This is a genomic window from Phosphitispora sp. TUW77, from assembly GCF_048453025.1.
Taxonomy (GTDB): Bacteria; Bacillota; Thermincolia; order Thermincolales; family UBA2595; genus Phosphitispora.
Genome location: NZ_CP156677.1, coordinates 1,054,899 through 1,075,534, shown reverse-complemented (window position 1 = coordinate 1,075,534; position 20,636 = coordinate 1,054,899). Strand labels below are relative to the sequence as shown.

Sequence of the window (20,636 nt, the reverse complement as noted above, 5' to 3'; positions counted from 1 at the left end):
TTCTTTTTATTTACTCCTTTCATCGTAAGTTTTATCACTCCGGTAATAATTTACTACATGCACTCATTAAATTCCTTTGTATCTTTTATTATGTTTTTTTATTAATAATTAAAATCTTATAAATTCCTTTTATGCTGCATTTGACACCTCAAATCCTGCATTTGACACCCCATAAACCGCAATTCAGACCATAACGATTGGAAAAATACAGTTAATATTTAATAATATTTTTTAAGAGCTTGTCCTTAAAAGCTCACCCATACTCCCAGTAAGAATACCTGTCACCTGCACTGGCAGGTATTCCGCATTATAGAACAAATATGAATAATTTCTCCCCTGCTATAAAAGACTAAGTTCCAGAATACTTTTATTTTGAGGGGAGGTGTTCTGGCATTCCTTTCTAAAAAGGTTTGCCGGAAATTATATTGAGGACAAATAACCCGACAGGTTCACCCCGGGTCGCTTATTTTTGCATGGAATATGGGTTAAACAGCGCCCTGCCTATTTACGCCGGAGGACTTGGTGTCCTTGCAGGAGATTATCTCAAGGCTGCTAAGGACCTGAATGCTCCAATAATCGGCATCGGAATCCTGTGGAATCAGGATTATACGGAACAGTTTATCGGACAGGACGGTCGTCCTTATGATATGTATCCTAATTATGAGTTTTCTTCTGTCGAAAATACAGGAATAGAAGTAACTCTGCGTGTCAGAGGGGCCAATGTAACCTGCAAGGTCCATAAAATAGACAAATATGAAAATAATACATTATATTTGCTTGACACAAACTTCCCAGGCAGCCCGCATGGCTGGATGACTAACCGCCTGTATGGCGGAGTGGAACAAGACCGCATTGCTGCCGAAATGATTCTGGGCATAGGTGGGGTAAGGGCCCTTAGAGCACTGGGAATTGATATTGACATTTATCACTTTAATGAAGGACATGCGGTATTTGCCAGCATCGAACTAATAAGAGAAAAAATGCAGCAGGACAAGATGTCTTTCCATGAAGCCTGGAAATCAACCCAAAAAGAAGTGGTCTTCACAACCCATACTCCTGTTGAAGCCGGCAATGAAATCTGGGGTCATGACCTGTTACAGCATATGGAAGCCTATAATGGGCTGACCTATGAACAGATGCGTGAAATTGGGGATGACCCTTTCAACATGACCATAGCCGCATTAAGGACGGCTGATATGGCTAATGCGGTTTCCAAGCTTCATGGTCAAACCGCAAGATGTATGTGGGGAAATGTTTTTGAAACCGCTCCTATTATCTCAATTACTAATGGTATCCATGTAAACACTTGGCAGGATAAACGCATTCGGAATGCATTTGAAAAAGGTGAAGACCTCTGGGAACCACACATGCAATGCAAAAAGGAGCTTAATGACTTTGTAAAGCATCATACGGGCACTACTCTAAACCCTGATTCTCTGGTTATCGGATTTGCCCGGAGGGTTGCTCCGTACAAAAGAAGTGAACTAATTTTCCGGAATACGGATATTATTGACCCACTCCTCCGGGAAGGAAAACTGCAGCTTGTTTTCTCAGGCAAAGCACATCCCAGGGACTCAATGGGCAAGGAAATAATCCAGAAACTGGTCGAAATGGACCGTAAATATCCTGATACTGTAGTGTTCCTAGAAAACTATAATATGGAAATAGCTAAGCTCATGATCAAAGGCTGTGATGTATGGCTGAATAACCCCATGAGACCGATGGAAGCCAGCGGCACTTCCGGAATGAAGGCCGCAGTAAACGGAGTTCTTAACCTAAGCGTAGTCGACGGCTGGGTCGCCGAAGGACTGCAGCACGGTATAAGTGGTTGGCTTTTATGTTCCATATGTAAAAATGAACTCCTGACAAAAAACCAGGACGAATACGATTTGCATAGATTGTATCAAGTATTAATAGCAGAAGTAGTTCCTACTTATTATAAGGATAAACAGAAGTGGCAAAACATGATGCGGGCCAGTATTGACATGGCTCATTACCAATTTTCATCACACCGCATGCTAAGAGAATATTATGATGTTATGTACCAGAAAACCGCGCAAAACCAAACTAAACATATCAGGCCCCATGCTTTTGTATCATCAGCACCGGAATATGTGGAACAGCCAAATCAGTTCCAATAATCTCCGTAGACCAAGGAGCGTCTTATAAGTAACAATCTTATGGGAACGCTCCTTTGCTTTTTGGGAATGCCCCATAATTTTTAACGAAAAGCAAGGGGCCGACTCACTTACTTATGAGTCAGCCCCAATCTGGAAATATTATGTTGATATTAACTCTGCTTATACACTCCGTCAGCATTCATTTTATCACTCTGTCTGGAAACAAAGGTTTTGCAGGCTGTCTCCATACATGAGCTTGCAGGAGTAGGTGATGCCATAGATGCCTGAGGAGCATCAAAATTATCCGGCAAACTTTCTCCCATTGCGTCTGATGTTACCATGATTTTATTGGCCTTGCAGTGATTACCGTTTGACCAATAGTGACATGTGTTAACAGAACAATAGATTTCTTGGTTCATTTTTATCACCTCCTGGTCAATAGGTTTTCCCTATTAAGCCCGGAGTATGCTATTTTTTCAACAACTCCTGTCCAAGTTTAAATGCCCTTTCCATTACTTCACGGTTTCTAGCCATGGCTTTCTCTGCATATGCTTCGGTGTCAGGAACCCTATATTTCTCGGCAACCTTAATCCACTCTTCTTTTGGAAAAACAATGGCACCCTTTGGGTTAATGCCCACAGCAATAATTTCTTCCATAAAACCGCCATTATTCAAAGAACCCAACATTCTACGAAAAAGCTTTAAAGCATCGTCAGCACACTCCGGAGTAGGAGCCCCTGCCGTAAGAACAGTAACTATATTCCGTTTCCTGGGTTCAAGTCTGGTAATAGATTTGATACCCCCTCCCGGCACATAGGTAATCCTGCTGATAACTCCCATTAAACGATCCAGTAGTATTTTCAATTGTCCGGTCATATAATTGCCGTAAATAGGTGTTCCTACAACCAATGCATCGGCCTGCTCAATCTTCCGGACAATGTCCGTCAACCCGTCATCCTGCTGGCATATTCCTTCTTGCCGGCATTCCAGACAGCCCTGGCATGATTTTATATTCAGGTCATCGACAAAAACCTTTTCTGTATCTGCTCCCCCGCTCCGGGCCCCTTCCAGAATCTTTTCCATAATAATATCGGTATTACCCTCATTCCGAAAACTTCCGTTTATCGCATAAACTTTCACGCTATTTCCTCCCTTCCCGGTGCCTTTATAAATAGAATTAGTCATGATATACTCTTTTATTCGCGAAAAAACACACAACCTCCTTCATTAATTATTATTGATTTCAAGGTAATTTGACCTACCCTGCCAACTATTTGCCAGCTAAAAAATATTTTACATATATGTATAATAGTGATAAAATTATTTTGTATAAAAAAGTAAAGGTGATGATGGAGACAAGTAGGTTGTCTTTGGTTTGTCCAGGGAGGAAGGGCCGTAGACTGGAAGCCTTTCCCTTTACCGGTCAGCTGAAATTCCCTCCTAAACTGCAGGTCTAAAGGAATACCTTGTTGTCTGAAATTGTTGGGTATCCTGGCGACTGTGCCGGCGCTCCACCGTTAACAGGCAGAGGGTATTAGATTCCAGTTAACAGTTAACAGTTAGCAGATAACAGTTGGCAGTTGGCCCCTGAATCTAGTACCTGCAATTTGAGTGGGCTGCAGTGCAGTCAAACTGGGTGGTACCGCGTGAAGTACAAACTTCTCGTCCCTGTTTAGGACGAGAAGTTCTTTTGTATAAACGAAAAATATATAACAAAAAATGCCCAATTCGAATGGTTAAACCAGTAAGGTCAGGCCAAGACGGTAAAGCCCGTCACCTGAAAGAAACAGGTGCTTAACCATACAAAAAAAAATTTAAGGAGTGTGAAATGGTGAAACGATTGATGAAAAAACGCGCCATCCTGGTAATTGCCCTAATTTTCAGTCTTATTGTAGCCGGCTGCGGAGGAGCACAGCAAAGCACTGAAAAGAGCAGCTCTACAGAAGCTAAAGAAACTTACAAAATCGGAGCAATTCTTGACATCTCAGGTCCGGGTTCTTCCCTGGGGGTTCCTGAACGGGATACAGTACAGATGATTATTGACAAGGTCAATGCAAATGGCGGAATTAACGGTCACCAAATTGAACTGATAATGCTGGACAACAAGAGTAATGAAACAGAAGCCGCCCTTGCAGCCAAAAGCCTCATCCAGAAGGATGTACTTGCAATCATAGGCTGCACCACCAGCGGCACTACACTGGCGATGCTTGAGAGCATCCAGCAAGCAAAAATCCCCTTGGTTTCAGCTGCTGCCAGTATCCGCATCGTTGAGCCTATTAATGAGCGTAAATGGGTATTTAAAACAGCTCAGAGCGACAGCCTGGTAGCTCAAAAAATAGCTGGCTATTTAAAATCCCAGGATATAACTAAAATAGCTTTTGCCAGCATGAATAACGCCTATGGTGACAGCGGCAAGGTTGAATTCGAAAAAGTAGCTGCCCAAGAAGGCATACAAATTGTGGCCCAAGAAAAATTTGAAGCAAATGATACTATTATGACTTCACAGCTTACCAATATCAAAAAGGCTGACCCACAGGCAGTTATCTGCTGGGCAATCCCCCCTTCAGCCTCCAGCTTCACAACCGGTTTTGAGCAAATGGGACTGACAATGCCCCTTATCCACAGCCATGGAATTGGTAACCAAACATTTATTAAACTCGCCGGTGAGTCAGCAGATGGCGTAATCTTCCCGGCCGGCAAACTCCTGGTGGCCGAAAATCTGCCGGATAATGACCCGCAAAAGCAGGTCTTGGTAGAATATGCCGGTGAATATGAAGAAAAATTCGGCCCAAGGAACACCTTTGGCGGCCATGCTTGGGATGCTCTGCAAATAGTCCTCAGCGCCCTCGAAAAAGCAGGTCCAGACAAGGCTAAAATCAGAGATAAAATAGAAAAAACAACCGATTTCACAGGCATTTCAGGTGTCTTTAATATGTCAACTGAAGACCATAACGGCCTTGACCTCGATAGTATGGTTATGGTTAAAATCTCCGGGGACAAATGGGAGCCTGTTAACTAACCTGTTGCTATACAAAAAGTTATACAAATAAGTGCTTAAATTCATTGTCCGGGACCGGTCGGGTCCGCTGCTGACAGCGCCGGTTCCGGACAAATACTTTACACCTTAAGGGAGGACAACATGAGCCTATCCAGCGAACTTCTTCAATACCTGCTCAGCGGCTTAACAATGGGCGGAATCTATGCCCTGGTTGCCTTAGGTTTTGTGATAATACATAATGTTACCGGAATCATTAACTTTGCCCAAGGCGAATTCGTCATGCTGGGGGCCATGTTCATGGTAACCCTCGTAAATGCCGGAATGCCTGCCATAGGCGCTCTGCTAATTGCAGTTATTCTGGTTATGATTGTAGTGGGTCTAATAGAGTTGGGGGCTATCCGAACCGCTAAAAAAGCCTCCTCAATAACACTCATTATTATTACAATTGGTTTATCAACAGCGATAAAGGGCATCGCCCTGCTGGTGTGGGGAACAAATCCCTATAAATTGGAACCATTCACTAAAGGCGGCCCCATACATATCGGAGGAGCTACTATTATCCCCCAGAGCGTTTGGGTAATCGGAACAACCATACTGGTTTTGGCCCTTACCTTTTTCATCTTTGAATACACTTACTGGGGTAAAGCCCTTAGAGCATGTGTGGTCAATAAATTTGCCGCACAGCTTATGGGCATCAATCCACAGCGAATGTCCCTCCTGGCTTTTGTCTTTAGTGCCGCACTGGCTGCCCTAGCAGGAATAGTTATAGCCCCGATTACATATGTCACTTATGACATGGGCCTCATGCTCGGGCTTAAGGGCTTTGTCGCTGCTGTCCTGGGAGGTTTGAGCAGCACACCCGGCGCCGTTTTCGGGGGCCTGGCTCTAGGAATCATAGAATCACTGGGAGCAGGATTAATATCATCGGGATACAAGGATGGGATTGCATTTGTCATCCTCCTCCTGGTTCTTTTCCTGAAACCAGGTGGAATCTTCGGGACATCCGGCACCAAACGCGTATAAGGAGGGCTTATGAAAGACCTTTTAAAACAAAAACGCCTGCGCCATGCACTGATATTTTTATTTACCATGATTATTTTTGCCATACCTTTTTTAGTCACCAATAATTATTACCTAAGTGTCCTGGTTATTATCGGTATTCATACCATAGTTGTCGTCGGTCTCTGCCTCCTGATGGGATATGCGGGACAAATATCTCTCGGTCATGCGGCTTTTTACGGGCTGGGGGCTTATACCTCAGGAATTCTTACAGCAACATATAATATTTCCCCATGGCTGGCAATGCTTGCCGGAATTATTGTAACCGGAATAACAGCTTATTTGATAGGGATTCCAATTTTCAGATTGAAAGAACACTACCTTGCCCTGGCTACCCTTGGGTTTGGTCTTATTATACATGTTATTTTGATGGAAGAAGTTGCACTGACCGGAGGCCCATCGGGATTAAGTAAAAGTATCCCATATCTGTCTATGGGCAGCCTGGTTTTTAATAATGATTTTAAATTCTACTTCCTTGTTTGGATATTAGTCTTATTAGCTCTTATACTGGCCAATAATGTAGTCCATTCCCGTATCGGCCGTGCCTTAAAGTCAATTCACGGCAGTGAGTTTGCCGCCCGGAGCCTTGGTGTCGATACAAGCAAATACAAACTGCAGGTTTTTACCCTAAGTGCTATATATGCAAGTGTGGCCGGCAGCCTGTATGCCCATTACATAACTTTTATCAGCCCCAGCCCCTTCGGACTGATGACATCTGTACAATTTATGGTCATGGCGGTTGTAGGAGGCCTTGCCAGCATATGGGGACCGATTTTTGGAGTATCTGTGATCACTATAATGGCCGAAAGCTTAAAAGAGTTTATGCCTGTTTTAATACCCCAGGCCGGTGGTGAATATGAAATTGTTGTTTATGGAATTATTCTTGTAGTCATTATGATTTTTATGCCTGACGGCCTTACAGCCACATTGGTTAAACTCTATGAAGGCTGGAGATACAGAAAGGAGCATCCCAATGAAACTTCTTGAGATAACTCAACTCACCAAAACCTTTGGGGGCGTTCATGCCGTCAATGATGTTTCCTTTTCCGTTTCCAGGGGAGAAATTATTGCTGTCATAGGACCTAACGGCGCCGGAAAAACTACTCTCTTCAACCTAATGACCGGAGTGTATCCTCCAACTCATGGAAATATTTATTTCAAAGATACGGACATTACCGGCCTGCCGGCACATAAAGTGGCTGCTAAGGGAATTGCACGGACATTCCAGAACCTTCAGGTTTTTAACAATATGACCGTACTGGAAAATGTTATGGTCGGCCGCCATATCAGGAGCCGGGCAGGGTTTTGGGGAGCGATTTTCCCACTATGGCCTGTACAGCATGAAGAAAGCAACATAGTCAAAACTTCCCTTGAAAAACTGGCCTTAACCGGTTTGGCCGACAAGGCGCTGGAACCGGCCAACAATCTCCCTTACGGCCAGCAAAAAATGCTGGAAATAGCCCGGGCCATTGCCCTTGAACCTGAACTGCTGCTTTTGGATGAACCAGCAGCAGGACTGAATTCCAGTGAAACAAGAGATTTGGTTGATATTATATATACCCTGAGAAACCAGGGGATTACTATTTTACTGGTGGAACACGACATGGAAACCGTTATGGAAATTACCGACCGCCTGGTAGTGCTCAATTTCGGCAACAAACTTGCCGAAGGCACACCTTATGAGATTCAAAACAACCCGGAAGTTATTACGGCTTATCTGGGTGAGGAGGACTTCTAATGCTAAAGGTTGTGGAAATTGAAACATATCACGGAAGAATCAGGGTTTTAAACAATGTTTCCCTTAATGTAGAAAAAGGGGAGATAGTGACCATTATCGGCGCCAACGGGGCCGGTAAAACAACCCTGCTAAGCACTATTACAGGTATTCATAAACCCAGGTCAGGACAAGTTTATCTGGGAACAGTGCAGACCAGCTGTCTGCCCGTGCAAGATATAGTAAAGGCAGGGATCAGTCTCGTTCCTGAGCACAGGGAGGTCTTTGATTCTCTTTCTATTATCGACAACTTGAAGCTTGGTGCCTATCACCGGTATAAAACCGACAAAAAATTAATTAATGAAGATATTCAAAATATCATTTCCCTCTTCCCTGCTCTCCGGGGCAGAGAAACCCAGCTTGCCGGCACTTTAAGCGGGGGGGAACAGCAAATGCTGGCCATTGGCAGGGGTTTGATGGCCAAACCAAAGGTCCTGCTCCTGGATGAGCCATCACTGGGCCTTGCCCCTCTTGTGGTAAAGGAAATATTTGACATCCTGATTAGCCTGAAAAAACGCGGTACTACAATCCTGATGGTGGAACAAAACGCTAAAGCCGCCCTAAAGATAGCCGACAGGGCCTATATTATTGAGCGGGGACAAATTTCCCTTACCGGCAAGGCACAGGATATGCTGCAGGATGCCAGGGTGCAGTCAGCTTACCTGGGTGCCAGGCTGCATGCATAAATATCTGCCAAAAATCGGGGACCATCCCATAAGTGCCAAGCTTATGAGATGGTCCTATTATTTTTTGTCCTTATCCGGGAATCTGGTGAGTGTATAATATTTCCAGCATTTTTTGGGTTGACAGAGGGCAGTCAATTTTCTTATAATTAAGTTATCGAACATATGTTCTGCGGGGGTTGGCGAACTTGAAAATAATTGCACACATCTTCCTTCATGACTTCCGGGGCAACACTTCTGAACTTGCCTGCAAATGTGTTAGCTTAGGCCCCAGAGTAGAAACCCCTTCCCAAAACGAGGCTTTTATTGACCTGAGCGGCAAAAAACCTCCCGGAATAAGCTTAATAAGCGCTTTTACCGGAACTGTTATCCCTTCCCTGGGAAGTTTTGCCACAATCAGCCTGGCCTCCTGCAAACTGCTGGCAAAGGCTTTGACAACAGCATATACTGCCAATCCCTCCGGTTCGGGTTTAACCGGAGGAATACAGGTAAAGGTTTATAACAATTTCCGTCTTTGTGTCATAAAACCTGAAACAGCCGGGGATTTCACCTCCCGTCTGCCGGTAGAATTTATGTGGCCATTAGAAGATAAAATCATCCGGTGTCTGAAAACCCTGGGGCTTAAGTCCTTTGGCGAAATCAGCGGGGTCCCCCTGACAATGCTTTACAGTCAATTTGGTTCACTGGCCCCCGTTATTATGAACTACAGCAAGGGTATCGATACATCAAATGTGCCTTATTTCAGTCCCCCCGACAAAATTACATATCACAGCCACTGCGAGTGTTCCAATATCACCGGGCTGGAAGAAATCCTCAAACAGGCTGCGATCTATCTCAGCCAAACCTTGCAAAAACAAGGAAAAAGCTATCGCGAACTGTCTCTGGCTATATTCTCTGAACTTTATTTCACCGAAATCGTGACTTCTTCCTTTACCAGGGGGAAATATGATATACGTTCCATATACCATGACTGTATGAATCTCCTAAAAAAACTGCGGACTTCAGGCCGGGTAACAGGGATATCCCTGGCAGCAGGGCATCTCACAAACTGTATGCACAGCCAGATGTCTCTTTTTGAAGACCCTAAAACCCTTAACGGTAGATATGCGGAGCATCACGAAAAACTATGCAAGGTCTGTGAAAACCTGGCTTCCAGGTACTCCCCCGGAATCGTAAAAATGGGCAGCTCCCTTCCTGTAAGCCGCAGGGAACAGATGTTGATGTTTGTTGACCCCCTGCGCAATAACAGCAAAATAGGAACTTGTGGTAAAACAGCAAAGGATGATCAGAATGGTTAAATTAATTAACAAAAATATTGAAATGAAATATGGTATCAATAACACCCTCCTGGCTTTCCGGTTTAACGGGAGATGGCTCCCAGTCAGCCGGATTCTTGAAATATGGAAGGATACAGGCATATGGTGGGACGGTGAAAGTGAAAAAACCTTCTACAGGGTCAATACCATAGAAGGAAGCCTGTTTGAGCTCTACAAGGACAATACCAGCCGCTCCTGGTTTCTATACCGCGTTTATGATTAGGGAGGTCTCCGGATGAGCTTTGTACACCTCCATGTCCATTCCCCGTTTTCTTTTCTTGACGGGGCCGCAAGAATCGAAGAAATAGTCGGCTCTGCAGCAGCAGCAGGTATGCCCTCACTGGCTCTAACAGACCATAACAACCTTTGTGCAGCCATCCTTTTCTCCTACCTGGCCGGAAAAGCTGGTATCAAACCTGTCACCGGTGTCGAAATAACCTTGGCAGACGACAGCCACCTTATTCTCCTGGCCAAAAACTCCCATGGCTATACAAATCTCTGCCGCATCCTAAGCGCTGCCCACTTGGGGAACCCGCGCCAAACCCCGCGCACCTCTGCTGAAACCCTCAAAGCTTACAGCAGCGACCTAGTAGCCCTATCAGGATGCCGCAAAGGCAGGATTCCACAGCTTATCCTAAAGGGGCATTACCATTTGGCTGAGGAAACTGCCCAAAATTTTATTGATATTTTCGGCAAAAAGAATTTTTTTATTGAAATACAGCAGGACTTCCTGCCGGGAAACCGGTTTCTCAACAACGCCCTGGATAACCTGGCCGCTCACCTGAAACTAAAAACGGCGGCAACCAACAATGTCCATTATGTTACCAAGGAACAGTTTGAAATCCATGAATTGCTTACATGTGTAAGGACTCTTACTAAACTTGGGGAAATTCACCCCGAACGGCGTCTTAATGCTGAAAATTACCTGAAACCCCCTGCTGAAATGACCCAGATTTTTACCGACTATCCACAGGCAGTCACTAATACCCTTGCTATTGCCGAAATGTGCGAACCTGCCCTGGGAACAAGAAAACGGCTATTCCCTGCCTTTCCGGATATCCCCCCTGGGGAAACTGCCGCCAATTACCTCAGGAAACTTACCTTTGCAGGGGCCAGGGAACGTTATCATCACTTGTCCCGGCAAATAACGTCACGCCTGGACCATGAACTTGACATCATCTGCCGCCTGGGGTTTGAAGATTATTTTCTTTTGGTCTGGGATGTCGCCAATTATGCCCGCAAGGAAAAAATCAGGTATGCCGGGCGGGGTTCAGCGGCAGATTCGGCAGTCGCATACTGCCTGTATATCACAGAAGTTGATTCCATAGCACGGGGGCTGCTTTTTGAACGTTTCATGAGCCTGGAGCGCGCCCAGATGCCTGATATTGACATAGATTTTGATTCCCGCCACCGGGATAAGGTATCAGCATACATTTATAAAAAATACGGTGCAGACCGGACAGCCACAGTCTGTACCTACAACACCTTCAGGGCCCGTTCCGCCTTCAGGGATCTGGCCAAAGCCATGGATTTACCTTCAGGTGAAATTGACCGTCTGGCCAAAAAACTGCAATATATCCATGCCGACCAGATTAACCTGGCTATAAAGCGGTTTCCGGAACTCCGGGAAAGCGGAATTGATGCCCCCAGATTCCGGAACCTGCTTGAATACTGTGCAGCGATTTCAGGATTTCCCCGGTTTATCGGCACCCACCTGGGAGGTATTGTTGTCAGCCGGCAGCCGCTATCTGATGTAACACCTCTTCAGGAGGCTGCCAAGGGAATAGTTGTCACCCAGTTTGATAAGGAATTTATTGAAAACCTGGGGCTTGTCAAGCTTGATCTGCTATCCCTGAGGACCATAGCCGCAATCGAGGACTCCATTGTGACCATCAGGGATACCAGCAGCAAATTTGATTATGAAACAATACCACTGAATGATAAGGCTACTTTTGATATGATTAACAAAGGCGAAACTATTGGGGTGTTCCAACTTGAAAGCCCTGCCCAGCGCGCATTGCAAAGCCGTCTTGAAGCCTCAGAAATAGAAGACATTATAGCCAGTGTTGCCATCATCAGACCCGGACCGATAAAGGGCAATATGGTAGAACCCTTTATTGCCAGGCGTCAAGGGAAAGAACCAGTGACATACCTGCACCCGAAACTTGAACCCATCTTAAAAAAGACTTACGGGGTCGTCTTATTCCAAGAACAGGTCATCGAAATTGCCACAGCAATTGCCGGTTTTACTCCAGGGGAAGCTGACCGCCTGCGCCGCGTGATGACCCACGCCAGGTCCCACCGTGAAATGACAGGCATTGGAGCGGAATTTATCAAAAAAGCCGTTGACAACGGTGTCAGCACAGAAGTTGTGAAAACTATATTTTCATATATTACCGGCTATGCCAGTTATGGTTTCTGTGAAGCCCATGCAGCAGCATTTGCCACCACTGCCTATAAAACAGCTTATATGATCAAACATTACCCGGCCCATTTTTTTGCTTCACTGCTCAGCCACCAGCCCATGGGCTTTTATAACTCCAATACCCTGTGTGTGGAGGCACGCAGGAAAGGGGTTACCATCCTCCCCCCTGATATTAACCTAAGCCAAGAATGTTTCACTGTTGATGCCAATACCATACGCATCTCCCTCAGACAGGTAAAAGGGGTTCAGAACAATTACCTGGAAAAGGTCCTGACAGCCAGGGAAAAGGGACTGTTCAAGTCTTTTGACGATTTCCTGAAACGTGTTCACATAGACAAAAATATCCTGAAAAATCTGATCTGCTGCGGAGCATTTGACAGCCTGCACAGCAACCGGAAACAACTGCTATGGGCCATCCCGGAAGCCGGCAGCAAAAGAAATGCCCCGGTATTGTCCTTCACCGGGGAACATTCTCTCATAGATAATACTGTAGCTCTTTCCCCTGTTCCGGATTTTACACCACAGGAGAAATTCAATATGGAGTATGAGATACTCGGCATAGATGTCACCAGTCATTATATGAGTCATTGGCGCAGTAGTCTGGAGCGCAGAGGCTTTTTGAACAGCATGAACCTTGCAGCAGCCAGAAACGGCAGCCTTGTTAAGGTCGCCGGTCTGCCTATCCATCCTCACCGCCCCCCAACCAGGACAGGTAAAACAACCGCCTTCTTTTCACTGGAAGATGAATTTGGCCTGATGGATATAACTGTTTTCGAAAAAACTTACCAAAAATTCGGCAGCCTCCTTTTCACCAACCCTGTCCCCCCGCTTCAGGTTTGGGGCTCCTTACAGCACAGGGGAAATGGTGTCTCCATTATCGCCCAAAAAATATTCCGGCTATGTGAATAAAAAATCCCAGTTATTTTTTTCTATGTACGCAAAGATCCGCCATCAATAATAAACTCTGCTCCAGTACAAAAACCGCTGTCATCTGATGCCAGAAACAACACCAAAGTCGAAACTTCTTCCGGTTTCCCAACACGCTTTAAAGGAATTAATTGAGCAAATTGCTTAATAGCTTCTTTGGCACCTTCCTGCAATATCATCGGAGTAGCAATTGCTCCTGGATGAACAGAATTAACCCTTATACCATACGGAGCAAATTCTAAAGCAGCCACTTGTGTCAAGCCGCGCACAGCAAATTTAGAACTGCTGTACCCGGCAGTATTACCGGTCCCTTTGATTCCATTAATGGAAGAGATATTGATAATAGAGCCATTACCAGCTAATTTCATAGAAGGTAAAACGTATTTCATCCCGAGAAAAACTGACAACTGGTTGTAATTAATTACATTCTGATATTCCTCTAAACTCATTGCTTCAATAGGACTATATAATAAAATCCCCACATTATTCACTAAAATATTAATATAACCAAATGCTTTTTCAGCCTCAGCAACAATTGTTTTCCAATCTTCCTCTATAGCAACATTCAGTTTGGCAAATTTTACGTTATCCCCTAATTCTGCTGCTAAGGCTTCCCCTTCCTTATCTAAAATATCTATAAAAAATACTTTAGCTCCTTCAGCAACAAACGTGCGGACATGTGATGCACCCATACCCCGCGCACCACCTGTAATTATGGCAACTTTTCCATCAAGTTTCCCCATTATTCTTTCCTCCTTTAATTTGTTCCGAAAACTCTTAGGCAGTTTCTCCCTCCTTTCGCGCTCTGTTAAGTCTCTCGGAAATAGAATTTCCTTTATGTTCAAGGCTTTGTGCCTTGGACTTTTTGTTTTTTCCTTCCACGGTATAGGCTGCGTATATGACCGTGGAATCTGGATTAGATTAACCTACGGTCATTTCCGAGAGCGTACACTATTCTTTCCTATCTGCTAAAAAAGCGTGCCAATATATCTAAAGAAATTTAGATTTTGGTACGCCCTTATAATTGTTATGCTGGTATATTTAGGTTTTATGCGCATAGGACAAAATTTTATACTTTTCTATCTGCCAAAAAAAATAAAAAACAAGGACTAAACACCTTGTTTTTTATGTTAGCAATTTGTTACATGCCATAAAATTAATAAGGGGCAACCTGTTTGCCCCTTGGGAGGTTTGCATCCTCCGTTTCGTAAGGGTTGAACGAGTTACCCTTCTACTTATATTATATTCATTCATCCAAAATAATACAAGCAAAAACACTAAAGTGTTTTGTGAATTTAAAATTTTCGTACTGCAATATCTGAGAGGAATCAACATATATATGTCGAAAAAATAGATGCAATACAATTATTCCTCACAGTGAGGTGATATTTTGAATTTTGATGCCAGAACAGAAACACTAATCAAAGCAAAAATCGGTGAAGAGGCTTTTGACATTGAACGGGTTTATTTTGTAAAAACAGACCGCAAATCAAATCCTCGCAAAATTAACCCCTTCAGATATTTTGAAGGCAGCCTGCCGGTACTCGTTTCTGCTCCTCACGCAGTGCGGCACATCCGCCACAAGAAAATTAAACCTTCAGATGAATTTACCGGATCCATGGCGTATATTTTAAATAAAATTACAAGTTGCCATAGTCTAGCTGTGACAAAACTTTACGGAGGGGACCCCAATTTTGATGACAAGTGTATTTATAAGGATTTAATTAAAAATATTTGTACGGCTAACAGGCTTAAGCTTGTTATTGATATTCACGGTGCATCCAAACAACATGATTTCGACATTGATATCGGAACTATGGAAGGAATCTCCCTGCTGAATAAAACCTGTTATACAACAGTTCTCAAGGATGTGCTTAAAAATCACGGGATCACCAGAATTTCAGAAAACTATTTTACAGTATCCGGCCAGAATACTGTTACCAGCTACGTTTCCCAACACCTTGGCGTTCCGGCGCTCCAACTGGAAATCAACAAACGATTCCGAGCCCCTAACCAGAACCCGGAAGATTATTGCCGCATGGTAGGAGTGCTGGCAGAATTTGTCCATCAGCTTAGTAGCTAGGAAGCATTTTCACCTACATGCACTATAATCGGCTCTTTTAATCTTACTTCCGACCAGTGGGTGGGAAAATGTTTCCTGGCAAGGCGCACGGCTGAACCCAACCACAGGCGTACTGGAAGTACTCCGAGGATTGGGGACTGCCGCGCAACGATGGCAGGAAGCATTTTCACCTACATGCACTATAATTAAATAAGGTGGTCTTTTATCTTGACCACCCCTTTTATAAAAGAGCCTTATTTTCCAAAGAGCAGAAACAGGAGAAAAATTGTTGAGACACCAACTGATATAGAACCTACCAGCGCACCAAGCATCTTTTTACCAATTGAATACTCGTAACTCATACTAACCCTCCTCATTCATTTTGTAAAACTAAAACCTTACTCTCCCCTTATATATATTACTTTTTCGTCAAAAAGTTTTATAAATCCTTCTTGAAACAACAGATAAATTTGCATTTTTAAATATTTTCTGTTTTTATATATTATATACCCCTTGATACATGAACCTTATTATTTGACCTTGAAAGGAAATTTTCTGATGCCAAAAGAAATATTTATAGTTACAAATAGAGCTCTTACCAATGGCAGGCCCCTAGTTTCTGTCTGCAAAGAAGCAATTGCAGCAGAGGTAAATGCCATTATCCTCCGTGAAAAAGACCTGTCTCCTGCAGAACTGTATGCTCTGGGGACACAGATATCAGACATATGTGCAGGCACAAAAACAAAACTGATTATTAATTCAAGTGTGGAAACAGCAATTGCCTGTAAAGCGGATGGCATCCACCTGGGGAAAGGCAGTCTGCCCCTTAAAGCTGTCCGGGAAATGGTCCCTGATAAAATCATCGGGGTTTCGGTACATAGCACAGCAGAGGCCGTCCAGGCACAAACAGACGGCGCAGATTATATTCTGGCCGGGCATATTTTTCATACCCGCAGCAAACACGGCCTTCCCGGAAAAGGCCCGGACTTTATTGTCTCTATAAAATCAGCGGTAACTTTACCGGTAATTGCTATTGGAGGCATAAACCCAAAGAACGCCAATATAGTTGTCCGGGCAGACGCAGATGGCATTGCCGTTATGTCCCTGGCAATGGAAGCTGACGACATAACCGGAACTATAAAAGCGCTTCGCGAATCAATAATCTAATACGCTGATTCCAGACTTACCGTACGGGTTTTCCCTTCCCAAGAAACCTGATAACCCAAAACAGCACCGACTGCTCTTACATGCACAAACACCTTATTATTTTTAAGCTTAACCGGTACATCTATTTTAACTGTCCGGCCACCAGCAGTTATTACAGTACTGTTCACCTTAAAAGTTATTGTTTTCCCGCAGCCGGTAACAACTGCTTCCTGCCTATCACCATGCCAATCAACCTTACAACCCGTTTTTTCAGCCAATGCCCTTAAAGGGACCATCGCCCGGCTGTTTACCAGGTAAGCCCCGGAACCGGAAGCAAAAGACAGGGGTTGACCATCAAGTACCAGAGTGACAGGCAATTGTTCCAGATCCCACTCTCGGTTAATAATTTCCACCGGAGTATAGAGGGGAGTACGGTCGTATAGCCAAATAGCATCACTGTTATGCATTCTAATACACCCGGCTGATATATATCTGCCTATCGAACCGGGATTATTGGTTCCATGAATTCCATAGGTTCCGCCTGATGTACCCTTGGCATCCAATCCCAGCCACCTGACTCCCAACGGGTTTCGGGGGCTGCCACCAGGGATTTTCAATTTATTATAGTAAGGATTGACCAGCTTCTGGACTACTTTAAAATTGCCCTCAGGTGTATAATCCGGCTGCCTTCCGGTAGCAACGGGGAATATTCTGATGACTTCATCGTTTTTTAAAAATGCCAGTTTATTGACCTTTTTATTAATCACTATCTTTGTAGAATCCGCTGCCTGCACGGATGAAGAAAACTGCAGCAAAAAAATTAACAGGACAAATAAAACAAGACCAGTTTTTTTCGTGGCCACCCCTCCCCAGTTTTACCAAATCACAGAAAAATAAATATGCGGGGGAAGCCTTAAATATAACTAGTAAAATAAGCCGATAATAATAAAAAATATTGCTGCACTCAACAAAACTCCGCCAACAAACTGGCTTAAATCATGTTTACGCATGGTCAGCCTGGCCCAGCCTATCGGAATCAGGAACAAAAAAAGCCACCAATACTCCCATGCATACAGGTAATTCACTGTACTGTATATGAGAGTATTAAGTCCGCCGTGAAAGCTTATTTTCCAATATAATGTTACCAGTACGAGACTTAAAGTAGCCAAAAATACTGCACCGGTAATAATAAACAATTCCCTGCTCAAAAAAAATGTTATCCCGACAGCAACAGAAAACGACACCATGGACTTCAGGGTAAAACCGATCCGTTTGCTTCTCTGCGTAACATCAATATCAATTTCTTTTTTTACAAATATAAGGTACAGAAAATAAGTGAATGGGATAACAAAAACGAACAACAGCAAAACAGAAAAATAAGCCTCTTTTTTGTCCGCCGGCAGGCTGACTTTTCTAAGCACCAGCCAGACTATTAACGGCAGCCATATAAGTGGTTCAGTTATTCTTGATATTACCGTTGCCGCTAACATTGCCATAGTATGGCGGGAAGAAATACTGTTCTGATTCATATTATATCCTTTGATTATGTCTTAGTATATTACTCTTATTTGGTTTATTCTCTATTTACTTGTTTCGCTATAAATACCACATATCCCTCTCTGTTATTATTTACTTCACCTATACAGAAAAAACAGGCCGCTCTCTTCCATTATCCGGAAAAGACACGGCCTGTTTTTAGTAATAAACTTTATTGCCCTATTCTATCTGGACGTATACGATTCACATATTGGGCAGATAAAGTCCCACTCTGCCCAGCATAAATTGCACATAGTCACGCCACAGTCACAGCTTTTGGCCTCTGTAACAGGTGTCTTTTGTTTACATACCCGACACCAGTAATAAGCGGTGACAGTCCATTCGACTTTAGTCTCAGTCTCGACATTCTTTTTGATAATGTGCAGAGAAGGGCTGTCAGGCTGGTCAGATACCTGTTCGTTTTCAGCGGTCTGCAGTTCATGTACTACCCGTCTTTGCATACCGTTTCCTCCTCAATTTTTTATTGCCTTTTCAAATGGTATAGGCTTTACTTTCATCCCGCTGCCCGGGCAATTCCCCCTGACTGCGGTCTTGGCAGCAGGCCGGCCTTTTCAACAATTCCGGGCACGATTTCTTCCCATCCAACAGCCATTATGTGAACTCCTTTAACACCCTTGATGTTCCTAATATGCTTTATCTGTTCAACACAAATTTCTACGGCTTCAGCCTGCTGGTCCTCAGCTTTTTTAAGCCTCGCAACCATTTCATCCGGAACAATCATGCCGGAAACACATTTCTGCATATATGCGGCCACTTTAGCCGATTTTACCGGCATTATTCCTGCCATTATATAAGCACGTTCATGCAGCCCGCGTTCCCTTACCAGCTCCATCCATCTCTCAAAACGCTCCATATCAAATATTATCTGTGTCTGGAAAAACTGGGCCCCGGCATTAATCTTTTTTTCCATCCTGTATACCCTGACATCAAACGGGTCTGCAAAGGGATTTGCCACAGCCCCGATAAAGAATTTGGGCTCATCTTTTTTAATTTCCTCACCACAGGCAAATACCTTTTCATCTCTCATCCTTTTCACCATTCTAATCAGTTGGATGGAATCCAAATCAAATACATTTGCCGCAGTGGGATGATTCCCAAAAGACTGGTGATCCCCGGTAAGACAGAGTACATTTTTCATTCCCAGGCTGTATGCCCCCAGAAGGTCACTCTGAATAGCAATCCGATTGCGATCCCGGCAGGTCATCTGGACAATTGGTTCCACTCCGGCTTTAAGTACATGCATCCCGGCGGCAATACTGGAAAGCCGGACAATTGCCGTTTGGTTATCAGTCAGGTTGGTAGCATCAACATACCCCTTCAGATGTTCGGCATGTTTTTTGATTCCTCCGCCATTTGCCGACTTTGGTGGTCCGATTTCACCGGTAACAACAAACTCACCCTGTTCAAACAATGTCTGCAGGCGTGATTTATTTTCATTCACTTATCATCACATCCTCTCTAACCAGTTTGCGGGGTCCGCCATCCCTGGCTTTTGACCAGTCTTTTTCTATCTCAATTTCCATGAGGGCATCCATCCTCCCGAGGACTGCCATCCGTTTATATATCTGGTCCCAGATGCAATCAACATCTTTTACCTCACACTTACCGTTCTGTGAACCACCGCAGGGCCCGTTAAGTATCCTCTTGGAGCACCTGGCCACCGGACATACTCCCCCGGTTTTATATAAAACACATTCCCCGCACAGCCCGCAGCGTTCTTCCCATATGCCGTGTTTCACCGAACCGCCTGCACTCTTGGTGTTTAATGCAGGAATAACCCATTTGTCAGGGAAACGTTCCGCCACAAACTGGACCCCCACTCCACAAGCCAAAGAAATGATGCAATCAGCCTCTTCAGCCAGTTTCTCCACCTGGTCCAAGTACTCCCACTCACACTGCCGGGTTACCGTTTCCTCCAGTGTCGTTACCGGTCGATTCCCCTGTTTCCTTTGCAGCCGCAGAGAAGTTGCCAGGACACCTACCTCTTTTTCTCCTCCCGCAAGACATACCGTAACACATTCATTACACCCTAGGAGCAGTACCTTATCAAAATCAGCCACCATTTTGGCAATTTCCTCAAACGGTTTTTGTTCGGCAATAATCATTGTCATCACCTCTTTCTTTATTGTTGACCGGCAGCTAAACATTCAACTTTACGGTTCAATGGGCTAGGGCCGAGTTTTTTAATTTTCTCGTGCATTTCATGGGCAATTTCCGCAAACCTTGGTCCCATCGAACCTGAAAGGTTATACATTTCTACTCGTTCTCCGCCAATACCCACATCGTCAAGAATCTTCTTAGCCTGAGCCACCCTCAGTTTGGCCCGGTAATTGCCTTTCAGGAAATGACAGTCACCTTCGAGACATCCGGCCACATATACACCATCAGCGCCATCCTCAAAAGCCTGCAAGATAAGCTGGATATCAATCCTGCCGGAACAGGGCTGTTCTATCATCCTTACTGTCGGAGGGTACTGCAGGCGCATTGAACCAGCCAGGTCAGCCGCAGAGTATGCACAATAGTAACAGCAAAAGGCAACTATTTTAGGCTGAAAATCACTCATCAAATA

Annotated in this window: 20 protein-coding genes; 11 read left to right on the top strand and 9 right to left on the bottom strand. The window is 44.2% G+C overall.

The features are described from left to right. Positions 1-473 precede the first annotated feature (473 nt). A complete protein-coding gene (gene glgP, locus ABFY19_RS04860) occupies positions 474-2,141 on the top strand; it encodes an alpha-glucan family phosphorylase (RefSeq protein WP_418792124.1) in 1,668 nt (555 codons plus the stop codon). A 149-nt stretch (positions 2,142-2,290) separates the two neighbouring features. Here glgP and ABFY19_RS04855 read toward each other — a convergent pair whose 3' ends face one another. Continuing rightward, complete coding sequence (locus ABFY19_RS04855) at positions 2,291-2,539, bottom strand: DUF1540 domain-containing protein (RefSeq protein WP_418792123.1); 249 nt, start codon at positions 2,537-2,539, stop codon at positions 2,291-2,293. A 49-nt stretch (positions 2,540-2,588) separates the two neighbouring features. Next, complete coding sequence (locus ABFY19_RS04850) at positions 2,589-3,260, bottom strand: flavodoxin family protein (RefSeq protein ID WP_418792122.1); 672 nt, start codon at positions 3,258-3,260, stop codon at positions 2,589-2,591. A gap of 688 nt (positions 3,261-3,948) precedes the next feature. Between ABFY19_RS04850 and ABFY19_RS04845 the strand changes: the two genes are divergently transcribed. The 8 genes from ABFY19_RS04845 to ABFY19_RS04810 all read left to right on the top strand — a co-directional run bounded on the left by ABFY19_RS04845 (position 3,949) and on the right by ABFY19_RS04810 (position 13,284). Then, complete coding sequence (locus ABFY19_RS04845) at positions 3,949-5,139, top strand: ABC transporter substrate-binding protein (protein ID WP_418792121.1); 1,191 nt, start codon at positions 3,949-3,951, stop codon at positions 5,137-5,139. Between the two features lie 120 nt (positions 5,140-5,259). After that, positions 5,260-6,141 (top strand): branched-chain amino acid ABC transporter permease, encoded by an 882-nt coding sequence (locus ABFY19_RS04840; RefSeq protein WP_418792120.1) that lies wholly within the window; start codon positions 5,260-5,262, stop codon positions 6,139-6,141. Positions 6,142-6,150: 9 nt separating this feature from the next. Beyond that, positions 6,151-7,164 (top strand): branched-chain amino acid ABC transporter permease, encoded by a 1,014-nt coding sequence (locus ABFY19_RS04835; protein ID WP_418792119.1) that lies wholly within the window; start codon positions 6,151-6,153, stop codon positions 7,162-7,164. Then, the gene (locus tag ABFY19_RS04830; protein WP_418792118.1) at positions 7,151-7,915 is read left to right on the top strand and encodes an ABC transporter ATP-binding protein; all 765 of its coding nucleotides are present in this window, start codon (positions 7,151-7,153) and stop codon (positions 7,913-7,915) included. Before ABFY19_RS04835 ends, ABFY19_RS04830 begins: the two co-directional genes overlap by 14 nt. Continuing rightward, entirely contained in the window at positions 7,915-8,637 is a 723-nt protein-coding gene (locus tag ABFY19_RS04825; RefSeq protein WP_418792117.1) for an ABC transporter ATP-binding protein, read from the top strand. Before ABFY19_RS04830 ends, ABFY19_RS04825 begins: the two co-directional genes overlap by 1 nt. Before the next feature lie 185 nt (positions 8,638-8,822). Further along, complete coding sequence (locus ABFY19_RS04820; protein WP_418792116.1) at positions 8,823-9,932, top strand: hypothetical protein; 1,110 nt, start codon at positions 8,823-8,825, stop codon at positions 9,930-9,932. Further along, the gene (locus ABFY19_RS04815) at positions 9,925-10,173 is read left to right on the top strand and encodes a DUF6504 family protein (protein WP_418792115.1); all 249 of its coding nucleotides are present in this window, start codon (positions 9,925-9,927) and stop codon (positions 10,171-10,173) included. The genes ABFY19_RS04820 and ABFY19_RS04815 overlap by 8 nt, the downstream gene beginning before the upstream one ends. A 12-nt stretch (positions 10,174-10,185) precedes the next feature. Then, complete coding sequence (locus ABFY19_RS04810) at positions 10,186-13,284, top strand: DNA polymerase III subunit alpha (protein WP_418792114.1); 3,099 nt, start codon at positions 10,186-10,188, stop codon at positions 13,282-13,284. A 20-nt stretch (positions 13,285-13,304) separates the two neighbouring features. Here ABFY19_RS04810 and ABFY19_RS04805 read toward each other — a convergent pair whose 3' ends face one another. Beyond that, entirely contained in the window at positions 13,305-14,045 is a 741-nt protein-coding gene (locus tag ABFY19_RS04805; protein WP_418792113.1) for a glucose 1-dehydrogenase, read from the bottom strand. A 647-nt stretch (positions 14,046-14,692) separates the two neighbouring features. Between ABFY19_RS04805 and ABFY19_RS04800 the strand changes: the two genes are divergently transcribed. Continuing rightward, positions 14,693-15,385 (top strand): hypothetical protein, encoded by a 693-nt coding sequence (locus ABFY19_RS04800; protein ID WP_418792112.1) that lies wholly within the window; start codon positions 14,693-14,695, stop codon positions 15,383-15,385. A gap of 537 nt (positions 15,386-15,922) precedes the next feature. Then, positions 15,923-16,531, top strand: coding sequence for a thiamine phosphate synthase (thiE, locus tag ABFY19_RS04795; RefSeq protein ID WP_418792111.1), 609 nt, complete (start codon positions 15,923-15,925; stop codon positions 16,529-16,531). Here thiE and ABFY19_RS04790 read toward each other — a convergent pair. The 6 genes from ABFY19_RS04790 to ABFY19_RS04765 form a co-directional block, all read right to left on the bottom strand. Next, positions 16,528-17,277 (bottom strand): L,D-transpeptidase family protein, encoded by a 750-nt coding sequence (locus ABFY19_RS04790; protein WP_418792110.1) that lies wholly within the window; start codon positions 17,275-17,277, stop codon positions 16,528-16,530. The two genes, thiE and ABFY19_RS04790, sit on opposite strands and share 4 nt — an antisense overlap. A gap of 156 nt (positions 17,278-17,433) precedes the next feature. Beyond that, positions 17,434-18,039, bottom strand: coding sequence for a hypothetical protein (locus ABFY19_RS04785; protein WP_418792109.1), 606 nt, complete (start codon positions 18,037-18,039; stop codon positions 17,434-17,436). Positions 18,040-18,231: 192 nt separating this feature from the next. Further along, entirely contained in the window at positions 18,232-18,507 is a 276-nt protein-coding gene (locus ABFY19_RS04780; protein ID WP_418792108.1) for a hypothetical protein, read from the bottom strand. A gap of 53 nt (positions 18,508-18,560) precedes the next feature. Then, entirely contained in the window at positions 18,561-19,508 is a 948-nt protein-coding gene (locus ABFY19_RS04775) for a methylenetetrahydrofolate reductase (RefSeq protein ID WP_418792107.1), read from the bottom strand. Continuing rightward, entirely contained in the window at positions 19,501-20,172 is a 672-nt protein-coding gene (locus ABFY19_RS04770) for a methylenetetrahydrofolate reductase C-terminal domain-containing protein (RefSeq protein ID WP_418792106.1), read from the bottom strand. The genes ABFY19_RS04775 and ABFY19_RS04770 overlap by 8 nt, the downstream gene beginning before the upstream one ends. 17 nt (positions 20,173-20,189) lie before the next feature. Continuing rightward, positions 20,190-20,630, bottom strand: coding sequence for a hydrogenase iron-sulfur subunit (locus tag ABFY19_RS04765; RefSeq protein WP_418792105.1), 441 nt, complete (start codon positions 20,628-20,630; stop codon positions 20,190-20,192). Positions 20,631-20,636: the final 6 nt, after the last annotated feature.

Coding starts and splice junctions, on each gene's coding strand:
- glgP (WP_418792124.1), top strand. CDS start 474: ATGGAATATGGGTTAAACAGCGCCCTGCCTATTTACGCCGGAGGACTT.
- ABFY19_RS04855 (WP_418792123.1), bottom strand. CDS start 2,539: ATGAACCAAGAAATCTATTGTTCTGTTAACACATGTCACTATTGGTCA.
- ABFY19_RS04845 (WP_418792121.1), top strand. CDS start 3,949: ATGGTGAAACGATTGATGAAAAAACGCGCCATCCTGGTAATTGCCCTA.
- ABFY19_RS04840 (WP_418792120.1), top strand. CDS start 5,260: ATGAGCCTATCCAGCGAACTTCTTCAATACCTGCTCAGCGGCTTAACA.
- ABFY19_RS04835 (WP_418792119.1), top strand. CDS start 6,151: ATGAAAGACCTTTTAAAACAAAAACGCCTGCGCCATGCACTGATATTT.
- ABFY19_RS04830 (WP_418792118.1), top strand. CDS start 7,151: ATGAAACTTCTTGAGATAACTCAACTCACCAAAACCTTTGGGGGCGTT.
- ABFY19_RS04825 (WP_418792117.1), top strand. CDS start 7,915: ATGCTAAAGGTTGTGGAAATTGAAACATATCACGGAAGAATCAGGGTT.
- ABFY19_RS04815 (WP_418792115.1), top strand. CDS start 9,925: ATGGTTAAATTAATTAACAAAAATATTGAAATGAAATATGGTATCAAT.
- ABFY19_RS04810 (WP_418792114.1), top strand. CDS start 10,186: ATGAGCTTTGTACACCTCCATGTCCATTCCCCGTTTTCTTTTCTTGAC.
- ABFY19_RS04805 (WP_418792113.1), bottom strand. CDS start 14,045: ATGGGGAAACTTGATGGAAAAGTTGCCATAATTACAGGTGGTGCGCGG.
- thiE (WP_418792111.1), top strand. CDS start 15,923: ATGCCAAAAGAAATATTTATAGTTACAAATAGAGCTCTTACCAATGGC.
- ABFY19_RS04785 (WP_418792109.1), bottom strand. CDS start 18,039: ATGAATCAGAACAGTATTTCTTCCCGCCATACTATGGCAATGTTAGCG.
- ABFY19_RS04780 (WP_418792108.1), bottom strand. CDS start 18,507: ATGCAAAGACGGGTAGTACATGAACTGCAGACCGCTGAAAACGAACAG.
- ABFY19_RS04770 (WP_418792106.1), bottom strand. CDS start 20,172: ATGATTATTGCCGAACAAAAACCGTTTGAGGAAATTGCCAAAATGGTG.
- ABFY19_RS04765 (WP_418792105.1), bottom strand. CDS start 20,630: ATGAGTGATTTTCAGCCTAAAATAGTTGCCTTTTGCTGTTACTATTGT.